The sequence below is a fragment of the Paenibacillus marchantiophytorum genome (assembly GCF_014640555.1).
Taxonomy (GTDB): domain Bacteria; phylum Bacillota; class Bacilli; order Paenibacillales; family NBRC-103111; genus Paenibacillus_E; species Paenibacillus_E marchantiophytorum.
Genome location: NZ_BMHE01000049.1, coordinates 48,108 through 59,551, shown reverse-complemented (window position 1 = coordinate 59,551; position 11,444 = coordinate 48,108). Strand labels below are relative to the sequence as shown.

The 11,444-nt window shown below is 48.5% G+C and carries 11 protein-coding genes and 1 pseudogene; 6 read left to right on the top strand and 6 right to left on the bottom strand.

What is annotated here, in order from left to right; genetic code table 11:
- Positions 1–224: 224 nt before the first annotated feature.
- A complete protein-coding gene (locus IEY34_RS29650; RefSeq protein WP_189018898.1) occupies positions 225–665 on the bottom strand; it encodes a MarR family winged helix-turn-helix transcriptional regulator in 441 nt (146 codons plus the stop codon).
- 123 nt (positions 666–788) lie between these two features.
- Between IEY34_RS29650 and IEY34_RS29645 the strand changes: the two genes are divergently transcribed.
- The 4 genes from IEY34_RS29645 to IEY34_RS29630 all read left to right on the top strand — a co-directional run bounded on the left by IEY34_RS29645 (position 789) and on the right by IEY34_RS29630 (position 3,953).
- The gene (locus IEY34_RS29645) at positions 789–1,376 is read left to right on the top strand and encodes an NAD(P)H-dependent oxidoreductase (protein ID WP_189018896.1); all 588 of its coding nucleotides are present in this window, start codon (positions 789–791) and stop codon (positions 1,374–1,376) included.
- A 74-nt stretch (positions 1,377–1,450) separates the two neighbouring features.
- On the top strand, positions 1,451–2,467 hold the full coding sequence (locus tag IEY34_RS29640; protein WP_189018908.1) for an SDR family oxidoreductase: 1,017 nt from the start codon (positions 1,451–1,453) through the stop codon (positions 2,465–2,467).
- Positions 2,468–3,415 carry a helix-turn-helix transcriptional regulator gene (locus tag IEY34_RS29635; protein WP_189018894.1) on the top strand — a complete coding sequence of 316 codons (948 nt, stop codon included), beginning with the start codon at positions 2,468–2,470 and terminating at the stop codon, positions 3,413–3,415. It abuts the gene before it with no gap.
- Positions 3,416–3,470: 55 nt separating this feature from the next.
- Positions 3,471–3,953 (top strand): GyrI-like domain-containing protein, encoded by a 483-nt coding sequence (locus tag IEY34_RS29630; RefSeq protein WP_189018892.1) that lies wholly within the window; start codon positions 3,471–3,473, stop codon positions 3,951–3,953.
- 392 nt (positions 3,954–4,345) lie between these two features.
- On the opposite strand, the pseudogene IEY34_RS29625 reads toward IEY34_RS29630, so the two are convergent.
- From IEY34_RS29625 to IEY34_RS29615, 3 genes and pseudogenes are all read right to left on the bottom strand, one after another.
- Positions 4,346–5,887, bottom strand: a pseudogene (locus tag IEY34_RS29625) (catalase); the annotation flags it as partial.
- 736 nt (positions 5,888–6,623) lie between these two features.
- Positions 6,624–7,466, bottom strand: a complete 843-nt coding sequence (locus IEY34_RS29620; RefSeq protein ID WP_189018888.1) for an aldo/keto reductase — start codon at positions 7,464–7,466, stop codon at positions 6,624–6,626.
- A gap of 24 nt (positions 7,467–7,490) precedes the next feature.
- Positions 7,491–8,684, bottom strand: coding sequence for an MFS transporter (locus tag IEY34_RS29615; protein ID WP_189018887.1), 1,194 nt, complete (start codon positions 8,682–8,684; stop codon positions 7,491–7,493).
- Positions 8,685–8,830: 146 nt separating this feature from the next.
- On the opposite strand from IEY34_RS29615, the gene IEY34_RS29610 reads away from it, so the two are divergent.
- Complete coding sequence (locus tag IEY34_RS29610) at positions 8,831–9,220, top strand: winged helix-turn-helix transcriptional regulator (RefSeq protein ID WP_189018885.1); 390 nt, start codon at positions 8,831–8,833, stop codon at positions 9,218–9,220.
- 111 nt (positions 9,221–9,331) lie between these two features.
- Here IEY34_RS29610 and IEY34_RS29605 read toward each other — a convergent pair whose 3' ends face one another.
- The gene (locus tag IEY34_RS29605) at positions 9,332–10,063 is read right to left on the bottom strand and encodes an SDR family NAD(P)-dependent oxidoreductase (RefSeq protein WP_189018883.1); all 732 of its coding nucleotides are present in this window, start codon (positions 10,061–10,063) and stop codon (positions 9,332–9,334) included.
- Between the two features lie 115 nt (positions 10,064–10,178).
- On the opposite strand from IEY34_RS29605, the gene IEY34_RS29600 reads away from it, so the two are divergent.
- Positions 10,179–11,072, top strand: a complete 894-nt coding sequence (locus IEY34_RS29600) for a LysR family transcriptional regulator (RefSeq protein WP_189018881.1) — start codon at positions 10,179–10,181, stop codon at positions 11,070–11,072.
- Between the two features lie 119 nt (positions 11,073–11,191).
- On the opposite strand, the gene IEY34_RS37030 is transcribed toward IEY34_RS29600, so the two are convergent.
- On the bottom strand, positions 11,192–11,444 hold a 253-nt coding region (locus tag IEY34_RS37030; protein ID WP_229757906.1), incomplete at its 5' end, for a hypothetical protein.

Here is an 11,444-nt window from a genome sequence, read left to right as displayed (position 1 = left end):
TGTCTGTAACTCGACCTTAGGGGTTTTTTTGTGTTTTGTCCAGAAAAATACATCATTTAATTACATATTTAGGAATATATTCTAACGAAATATTCATGTTAGGTTTTTTGCAAAGCTTCTGGAAATGGTGACCGTTTGCTTGAGATAACGCGTCGGGGATTCATTAGATTTTTCAAATTGCCCCATTTTGATCAAATAAAGGTTATTGGGTTCGTTAGGACCCTCTACGCTTTGGGCGGATAAAACACATTCGCGGAAAGCACATCCAGCGCATGCTCAATGGCTGCCAGATCATCCGCGGAGGCATGCTGAATCCGCTGCAAGAAGCGGGCTTCCAAGCCTTCGAAGGCTGCATCCATCATAGCTTGCCCGTTGTCTGAAAGACGAATGAACTGCTTGCGCTGATCGCCCGGATCCGTCGTCTTTTCGCACAGGTGTTTCTCGGTTAGTTTCTTGAGCTCACGGCTCGTATTCGGCATGGACATATGCATACAGTCGCTGATTTGGCTTAAAGTAACAGGCTGGCTTACCGCCAGATATTCAAGAATGGCATATTGAACGGGTGTAATGTCATCCAGTTTAACGTCTTTAGTGAAGTCATGCTTAACTTCATGGACAGCTGCGATAAAGGAAACAAATTTATGGAAAATTGTCTTTTGGTCCAACGAGATCACCTCATCTCCACGATATCAAATTTATTATCAAAAAACAATTATCATTTGACAACTAAAAAGGAACGTGATAGGATTTTGTTATCAAATGATAAGTAAAGAGGTGCTCGTCGTCCCATGAAAACGTTAATTATTTATACGCATCCGAATCATCAAAGTTTAAGCTATGCTTTTTTGCAGAAAGTCATCCAGGGAAGCAGTGAGAATCCTCATATAGAAGAAATAAAAGTACTGGATTTGTATGAGGAGCAGTTTGATCCGATCCTGATTTTTAACAAAGAGAAACGCAGAAGGGATATGCATGCCGAGCCGAGACTCGCCGAATATCGCACTCAACTTCTATGGGCTGATAAAATAGTGCTGGTCTACCCGATCTGGTGGGGACGTCCCCCGGCCATGCTTATGGGCTACATCGACCAAATGTTTGCTTCGGGCTTCGCATACCGGGATAAGGGCGGACTCCTGCCGGAAGGGCTCCTCAAGGGGAGATCCGTTGTCTGCATTTCCACCATGAAGGGACCTGCCTTGTATCCGCTGTACTGGCTGAATAATGCCCATAAGGTATTGATGAGGAAAGCCTTATTTAATTTTGTCGGCATCAAAAAAGTAAAGTTTTTCGAGTTTGGCAACATGGAAAGTCCGAAGGGGAAACAGACAGCGAAGCTGGATCGGATTTATCGTTATTTTAGAGCGCTGCAAAGCTGAATTCTCCCTTCTGTCCAAGTTGTCATCCGCAAGGACACATGCTATGGTTAAGCTACATGTGACGGAGGTGGATGATGAAAGCGCTATTTATTGGAGGAACAGGGACCATTAGCTCAGCCATTACCAGGCAATTAGTAGAACAAGGATGCGAGTTGTATCTCCTGAACCGAGGTACGAGGAATGTGGATTTACCGGCAGGTGCTAAGATCCTTCAAGCGGATATCAATGATGAAGCGAAGGTAGCTAGTCTAATCCATGATCTGAAATTTGATGTTGTGGCTGACTTCATCGCTTATGAACCTGCGCAGTTGGAGCGGGATTATCGGTTATTTAAGGATAAAACGAAACAATTTCTATTCATAAGCTCCGCTTCCGCCTATCAAACGCCTTTGTCTGATTATCGGATTACGGAAGGAACGCCATTATCCAACCCGTATTGGGCCTATTCTAGAAATAAAATTGCCTGTGAAGACTATTTGATCAAGCAATATCGCGAACACGGCTTCCCGATTACGATCGTAAGGCCGAGTCATACCTATGATGATCGATCGATTCCACTTGGCGTGCACGGCAGCAACGGAAGCTGGCAGGTCGCGAAGCGGATGCTGGCCAATAAGCCGGTGATTATTCATGGAGACGGAACCTCGCTGTGGACCATGACGCATAATACCGATTTTGCCAAAGGTTTTATTGGACTCATGGGCAATCTTCATGCCATTGGAGAGTCGGTTCAGATTACTTCCGATGAGACGTTGACCTGGAATCAAATCTATGAGGCCATCGCGGATGCTCTCGGTGTCGAGCTGAAGGCTGTACATGTGTCATCGGATTTCCTGGCGGCATGCAGCCCACAGGATTATAGAGGTGGATTGCTGGGCGACAAGGCCAATTCCGTTGTTTTTGATAATGCGAAGCTGAAAAGGCTTGTGCCTGACTTCTCGGCTACAACGCGCTTCGACCAAGGCATTCAGATGGCGATCGCCAACATCCTGGCTCATCCAGAATTGCAGAAAGAGGACCCTGAATTCGACAGTTGGTGCGATAAAGTAATTCGGGTTTGGGACGCAGCCTTGCTGCAGATGAAGGAATAAATGAAAATCGATCGCTTGCTCGCGATGACGGTTCTACTGCTGAATCGCGGACGCGTTAGCGCGAAGGAACTGGCCGATCGCTTCGAGGTTTCCACGAAGACGATTTATCGCGATATGGAAACCTTAAATCAGTCGGGCATTCCGATTGTGGCGCATCAAGGAATCTCCGGCGGGTTTGAGATCATAGAGCCTTACGCGATGGCTAGGCAATTCCTGACCTTGAGCGAAATAGATGCGATGGTCGCTGCGGTGAAAGGGATCCACACAGCCGTGGATGATCGAATGCTAGGTACGCTGCTGGATAAGGTACAAGCGCTGCTCAGCAAAGCGGATCATGCGCATAGGGAGCAGAAGGGACCTGGGATTGTTTTCGATTTCAACCCTTGGGGGCAAGGGCCCGCGGCAAGGGAGAAAGTAAATCAACTCAGGCTCGCCATCGCCAAGGCAACAAGGGTGAGCATCACCTATTTAAATATGAATGGCACTGAGAGTGAAAGGGTCCTTGAACCCGCGGCTCTCATTCTCAAAGGACATCTCTGGTACCTACAGGCCTATTGCACACTGCGAAGCGAGTTTCGAGTGTTTCGCTTATCGCGTATTCAGAATCTGCTGATGCTCGATCAGACGTTTGTGCCTCGGCAAGTACCGTCGCTAGACAGCTATACCTGGGATACGGAGTGGTCCAAGCATAAGCAGCTGGATGCAGTGCTTACATTCGAGCATCAAGTGCGGCACCGTGTCGGCGATTCCTTTCATCCGGACCAAATCACGGTACACGAGGATGGCACTATACAAGTGAAAGGCCAATTTGTGGAGGACGATTGGTTTTATGGCATGCTTCTCAGTTACGGCGAACAAGTCACGGTTGAAGAGCCTGCTCATGTTGCCGAGGAATTAGTAAGTCGTGCTTATAAAATAATTGGACGCTACGCCAAACTGGACAGATAGCTGTCCAGTTTACCCCTGTATACTGAGTCTAACTACAAGGAGATGAGGCCGATTTATGACAACATATACAATCAATAAACCAGCGATACAATTAACAGGTGTTAGTGTTCGCACGACCAATGCAGAAGAAATGGGACCGAACGGGCGGCTCCCGCAGCTGTGGGAATCCTATTTCGGAAGTCAGATTGCTGCTCAACTACCAACAAACAATGGCAACCTAATTTATGCGCTCTACACGGATTATGAAAGTGATGCCACAGGCGCGTATACAGTCATTATTGGACACGAAACTGCCGAAGGCGCGATGCAGGGAGAACCTATTTTCACAAGTGCGCTTGTGCCGGAGAGCAAATTTCTCGTATTTACATCGGAAAAAGGACCCGTTTATGAGGTTGTTGGGCAAGCATGGGCCGGTATTTGGGCCTATTTTCAGGAATCAGAGGAAGTAAGGACATTTACGGGTGATTACGAGCTGTATGATTCCCGCAATTTTGATCCAATGAATACGCAAGTGCAGATTTATATTGCTATCAAATAGGTAAAGGGCAGAATTCCCGTAGATGTATCTACTCGAATTCTGCCTTTTTTAAAAATATAAGAGTTTATATGTTTTGGAGTGAACGCGGAGTTATTCCAACTGCCTCTCGCGGATGTAAAGGAACTACGATACGCTATTCTAGCTAAAAGTGTCATTTTCGGGAGGGTGAGGGAACTACAGTACGCTATTTTGCCGTTTTATGGGAATTTTTAACGTTTTCGTGGAATTAAGACCCTGTAGTTCCGCTATGAACCACACCCCCCTACTTTTCTCCTAATTAGCGTCCTCTAGTTCCCTTACAAGGTTTTGCCGCTAAGAAGAGACTGATCTATCAGGGCGGCGAAGCCGTTATTCTTAATAGGTCGAGCTGAGGCTCGAACTAAAGTCAACCTTTAATAGCCGTCTGTCCGCTGCCCAGATTGCTCAGCGAGGGCTTCACCCTCGGCAGCTGCAGCCGAACTGTTAGGCGCCATCTGGCTTTTGGCCTGTGCGAGGCCTTCGGAAACCCGGCGACCATACTCCGCATCAGCGTTCGTGAAATGCTCGATCATTTTTGCCTGAATGACAGGAGCACAGATGTTCAGCGCATCGACCAAATTATGAATTAATTCATCGCGTTCATGATCTGCGAATTTCCGATACGTATCGCCTGCTTGCTTGAAGTCATTGGTACGGCTGATTTGCTCGCGAACCAGCTTGGCTTTATAGGCGGGCTGATGCTCTTGGCCGGAGGGCGCAGCTTCCTTCAAACCGCCGAGCGAAGAGGGCTCGTAATTGACATGCGGATTCTGCTCTGGTGCGCGGTCTACGATAAACGCCATCTGCCCATCGCGCTGGTTCGTAGCTACACGCTTCTTAGGCGCATTGATCGGCAGTTGGAGGTAGTTCGTTCCTACACGATGACGCTGGGTATCCGAGTAAGAGAAGGTTCGCCCTTGCAGCAGCTTGTCGTCAGAGAAATCCAGACCATCCACCAACACACCTGTGCCAAAAGCGGCCTGCTCTACCTCAGCGAAGTAGTTCTCGGGATTGCGGTTCAGCACCATTTTACCGACAGGGAGGAAAGGAAACTGCTCGTGATCCCACAGCTTAGTCGGATCCAGCGGATCAAAATCTAGTTCAGCATGTTCATCATCACTAAGTATTTGCACACATAGCTCCCACTCCGGGTAATCGCCGCGCTCGATCGCTTCGTATAAATCCTGCGTTGCATGGCTTGTATTTTTGGCCTGTATAGCTTCAGCTTCTTGCTGTGTCAGGTTCTTAATCGCGTGCTTGATTGGCTCCCAGTGATATTTCACGAGAACGGCGTTGCCTTCCTGATTCACCCACTTGTAGGTATTGACACCGGAACCTTGCATTTGCCGATAATTGGCAGGAATGCCCCAAGGGGAGAAGAGGAAGGTGATCATATGCGTAGCTTCCGGTGTATTCGAGACGAAATCGAACATTCGCTCCGGGTTCTGCAGGTTCGTGACAGGATCGGGCTTAAATGCATGAACCATGTCAGGGAATTTCAGCGGGTCGCGAATGAAGAAGATTTTCAGATTATTGCCAACTAAGTCCCAATTGCCATCTTCGGTATAGAATTTGGTCGCGAAGCCGCGCGGGTCCCGCAGCGTTTCGGGCGAGTGACCACCGTGAACGACCGTGGAGAAGCGGACAAAGACAGGCGTGCGCTTGCCCGGCTCTTGAAACAGCTTAGCACGTGTATAAGTGGAGACAGCTTCCGTGCCGACTTTACCATAAGCCTCGAAGTAACCATGAGCCCCGGCACCACGCGCATGCACGACCCGTTCGGGAATCCGTTCCCGGTCAAAATGTGATATTTTCTCGATATAATGATAATTCTCAAGCGTCGAAGGACCGCTGTTTCCTACAGTGCGAATATTTTGATTATCCGTAATTGGATGACCCTGTCGATCCGTTAAAGTCATATCTTGGTTCTCAGTATCCATAGTCGTTCCCTTCATCCTTCCATAATTAACTAACACTACTTTTTACCAATTCTAGCTAAAATATTCCACCAAAAAAGACGCTATTTCTCTCGCATGCGAAAGGAATAGCGTCTTTTTACAATATATAAGAATTTATATGTTTTGGGGTGAGTGAAGCTTGTCCAGAAATGTTGGAGATTGACGCCAGTCTCCAGGCTTGGGTTGTAGGCGCCCCCAACACGATGGAGGGGTTCGTCGATGCGGTGCGATGAGAACAAGGTGGCTGTGAACGTACTTATTTGTTCGAATTGCTGCTGGTTTGGAGGTATAAACAAGCTATTTGGCAGAATGAGATCCTCTAGCTTTGCAATCGCGCGGTGATAAGGGAACGTCAAGCCGCGATTGTAGGAAAATGTGTCATGATAGGGATCCAGAGGGAACTACAGTGCGCTATAATTCTGAAAAACCGCCATATTCCACGCCAGAGAGAACTATGGTCCGCTATTTCGCCATTTCTCGTTCAGAATCAGCAGGTTCCGCTTAAATAGCGGATCTCAGTTCCCTTTCATGCTACGTTTACCCCAGTTCCCGCCAATTAGCGGATCATAGTTCCTTTTCACACGACGATCTCTGTCATTTCAAAGCCCAAAGGGAACTAGGATCCGCTAGATTGCTGAAAACTGTTAGGAAGATGCTCATCTCTCAGGGCGGCAAAGTCGCTTTTCTTACCTAATTAGAAGTCAAAGTTGTCTGGGTCGGGGCCTACACGTTGGTCCAGGTTCAATCCATTGATCAGGGCCATATCCGCATCGGTCAGAGTGAAGTCGAATACGTTGGCATTTTCAATAATGCGATGTTCTTTGGTTGATTTGGGGATGGTGACGACACCGTTCTGTAGGTCCCAGCGCAGAATGATTTGGGCGACAGACTTCCCATGCTGATCAGCAATGGCTTTCAACACATCATTATCCAGCAGCAGACCCTGCATCAGAGGGGACCAGGCTTCAAGCTGGATGCCGGAACTTTGGCAGAACTCGCGAACCGCTTTTTGATTCAGCAGCGGATGATATTCGACTTGATTCACCATCGGTTTGATTTCCGCATCAGCCAGCACATCTTCCAGATGATGAACTTGGAAATTACTTACGCCAATCGCCTTCACACGGCCTTCTTTGTACAGAGTTTCCAGGGCGCGCCATGCTTCTTTATATTTCCCTTTTACAGGCCAATGAATGAGATATAAATCAAGATAATTAAGTCCAAGCTTCTTGAGGCTGGTCTCGTAGGCCGCTATCGTGGCCTCATAACCGAGGTCGGCATTCCATACTTTTGAAGTAACAAAAAGATCTTCTCTAGTCAATTTCGTCTCCAACAGGGCTTCACGTATGCCTTGGCCTACGCTCGTTTCATTGTTATAAATGGCCGCTGTATCCAGACTGCGATAGCCATTTCTGACAGCCGCTTTGACCGCTTCGACGAGCTCAGCGCCTTCTTCTACTTTAAACACGCCGAGACCGAACCAAGGCATTTGAATCCCGTTAGCAAGGGTTGTTGTTGCTTGTAAATGTGTTGTCATAGTAACTCCTCCAAATTGTATGATTTATTGCGCAACGGTTTCTTTTTTGTCTAAATGCTTAGCCCAGCCGGATAAAATGACAGCCAGAAGCACCATCGCTCCGCCTACCCAAGCGGTATGAATAAGCCCAAGCGTATCGGTCACGATACCGCCTAGGTAAGCTCCAATAGCAATACCTGCATTGAATGCCGCGATATTAAAAGCAGAAGCGATATCCTTGGCTTTGGGCGCGTAGCGTTCAGCTAGCATTACGACATAAACCTGCAAGCCGGGAACGTTCATGAAAGCCAATAAGCCCATGAGCAGTATGGTAATTAATCCTGCAATTTTGAAAGGCGCCGTAAAGGTAAGCACGAAAAGCACAATAGCTTGCAGAGCGAACATGTAGAACAGGGCATGAATCGGTTTGCGATTAGCCGCTTTTCCACCTATGATATTGCCAATCGCGATAGCGATTCCGTATACCAGAAGAATGATGGCTACGGTTTTCTCCTTGAATCCGGTTATGTCGTGCAGCAGCGGGGATAAATAAGTAAAGACAACAAAAGTACCCCCGTACCCAATCGCAGTAATGGAAAAGGCGAGCAGGAGCCGCCCGTTCGTAATCAGTTTCACCTGATCGCGAAATGGTGTGCGGATCCCTTTATTTAAACCGGATGACGGGACCAGAATCAGGTTGGAGATCAGAGCCACGATACCGATGGCAACGATCAGCATGAAAGCAACCCGCCAACCAAACTGTTGGCCTATCAATGTGCCCAGCGGAACGCCTGTAACCGTGGCTACTGTCAGCCCGGAGAACATGATCGCGATCGCGCTGGCTCTGCGGTTCTCAGGGACGAGATCGGCCGCGATGGTTGATCCAATCGACATGAACACCCCATGCGCGAGGGAAGAAATGATGCGGGCTATCAGCAGCACGACAACCCCATGTGATACAGCGGCTAAGCTGTTTCCTGCAATGAACACGAGCATAATGATGAGCAGTAAGGTTTTGCGCGAGATCCTTGAGGTCAGGGACGTGAGAATCGGCGCGCCAATCATTACGCCCAAAGCATATAAAGTGACAGTTAGTCCTGCTGTTGTTACGGATATTTGTAAGTCATCAGCAATAAGGGGCAGCAGCCCGACGCTGATGAACTCTGTTGTTCCAATGGCAAAGGCGCTTATCGCTAACGCAAGGAGTGCCAAGGTACTACGTCTTTGATCGATTAACATTCGCATTACCCCATTTGTGTGGAATTACCGGCCGGCAAATGTTATTATGGACTACTCATACCTTCGTGACCAGTACGCACTTTTTAGTTCTATAGGCACTAAAAAGTAACGTACATCCAATTCATTCAATGATGGGGAGGAAAACCATGACCAAGAAGAAATATAATATTTCCGTTGAAGCAACGCTTGAAGTCATCGGAGGCAAATGGAAGTGCGTCATTCTATGTCATCTCACATATGGGAAACGACGGACAAGTGATTTGAAACGTATTATGCCCGGGATTACGCAAAAAATGTTGACGCAGCAGCTGAGAGAACTAGAACAAGATGGCATCGTGAATCGGATTGTTTATAATCAAGTTCCCCCCAAAGTCGAATACGAGCTCAGTGAGTATGGATGGAGTCTGAAATCGATTCTTGATTCTCTGTGCTCATGGGGAGAACGGCATATCATTAAAGAATACGGGGATAAATTCATTGTCTTAGAGGAAAATGTGTTGAATCCGAGGGAAGAAATGCCCGTTGGTGCTGAATAGCGAAACGGGCAGCGTGGCAGGGGATGGGGCGGGGTCTAGGGCCAGGATTGGGCCAGGAGCAGGACCAAGAGCAGGACCCAAAACCAGGACCAGGACCCAGGACGAGAATTCCTAAAGGGTCTGACCACTGTCAACAGTAATCAGTTGTCCTGTCATGGCTTCTTGCTCCAAGGCTGCGCATATCATTGTGGCGATATCCTCGGGCGTAGAAATACGCTGCAAGAGGAGATTAGGGGCTAAGCGCTGCATCTGCGCTTCCCGCCCCGTCCACCACCTTGTAGAGACCGCTCCCGGCACGACGCAGTTGACTCGGATATTCGGCGCCAAAGCGCGCGCCAGTGATTTGGTTAGCCCGTGAACCGCGGCTTTGGATACCGCATAGGGAAGCGATGAGCCAAGGCCGGTCTGTCCGGCAATACTGCCGAGATTGACGATCGCTCCTTGCTTGATGTGAGGCGCCACAGCTCGTGCGCAGAAATACATGCCTTTGACGTTTACAGCAAAGAGGTCATCCCAGACTTCCTCCGTTGCCGCCTCCAAGTCGTCGAATGGCATATGCCGCGTGATGCTGGCATTGTTCACAAGCAGATCGATAGATCCGAAATTCCCTACCACGTAAGCAACCATTTCTCTTACTTGCAGATCTTGCGATACATCGGCTTGAATAGCAAGCGCGCGACCGCCGTTACTGTTGATCAACGCTGCCGTTGCTTCCGCATCCTCCTTAGAGCGCGAATAATTCACCGCAACAGTGACCCCTCGCTCCGCTAATGCTAGACAAGTAGCTCTCCCAATCCCAGTACCTCCACCAGTTACAATAGCCACTTTACCGTTCAAATTCATCCTCCATCAGCTCCTCTACCTCTTTATTTATAATTGTAAAGGGAAGAGGGTTATTTGTATAATTGAATAAATTAAATGATGTGTTCAAAATTATCGAACGCTGGAGCGTGCTGGCATGGACTTCAAAACACTAAAAACATTTCAGAGCATCGTTAAATACGGCAGTTTTATCCGCGCGGCAGAGGAAATGAATTATGTGCAATCGACCGTTACGATGCAGATTCAGAAGCTTGAAGCAGAATTAGGGATGCAGCTCATTGAGCGTGGCAAAAAAATTCATTTAACCGCAGCAGGAAGGCTATTCTATGTGCAGAGTTTGCAGATTGTTAAGCAGATGGAACAACTGCAAATGAATTTAGCGGACTTGGCAATCGGCGATGCAGGCGATGTTCGGCTGGGCGTCACGGAGCCGACCGCGAGCTATCGGCTGCCCGCTGTTTTGGCGAGCTTTTTCGAGCAGTATCCGAAGATCCGGATTTCCGTAGAATTTGCCAGCACACCTATCTTGAGCGAAAGTCTGCAGAAGGGGAACATTGATCTGGCGCTATGTTCCGCACCGGACTGGAGCTCCGAGCTTGATTTTGAACCTTTGTTCAAAGAGGAGTTCGTCGTTTTAATGCAGCAGGATCACCCGCTTGCTGAGCAAATGCTCATCCAGCCCGATGATCTTCGAGGTTATCGACTGCTCATCACTTCTTCAACCTGTCCCTATCGCAGAAAGTTGGAAATGGTACTGCAGGAAGCAGGAAGCTATCCGCTCGACACGATGGAGATTGGCAGCATGACAGCTCTGCCACACTATGTGGCAGGCGGCCACGGCATTGCACTCGTTCCGCGAATTATCGTACAGTCTCCCCCGCAGGGAACGACGGTGCGGAGTTTGGGCGGCAGCCTGATTGATATGACATTCGGCATCCTCTCGGGCCCTGCGGAGCACCCCCTCACACAGGCTGCTTCTAGGCTGTATGACTATCTGAAGCAGGAGCTTTCAGAGAAGTCTTCCACGTAGGGGCGTTCGACGAGTGTGACTGAGTGAGCTTGGCTGTGCGACGATGGAGTCCGGCTTGCAGTGACAGACGGAGTATGGCTTGTGTGGCAGATGGAGTATGATTTGTGCGATAGACAGAGTCAGGTTTTGCCGCCGCGGATCGTAGATTCGCTATTTGGTTGACTCTTGAACGATTCCGCCCTTTCGCGGAACGTGGTTCCCTTATTTCCTTGCTTTGCCCCCGAATCGCGCGTTTTCCTAACAGAGATAGCGTACTGACGTTCCGGCACCACCCCCATTGGAGCACTTGTTGGGCGAAATAGCGAATCGTAGATCCTCGAATGCGACTTTTGAGCGCGAAAAGAGCCTTTAGGGGCCGTTATTCGCTCGAAC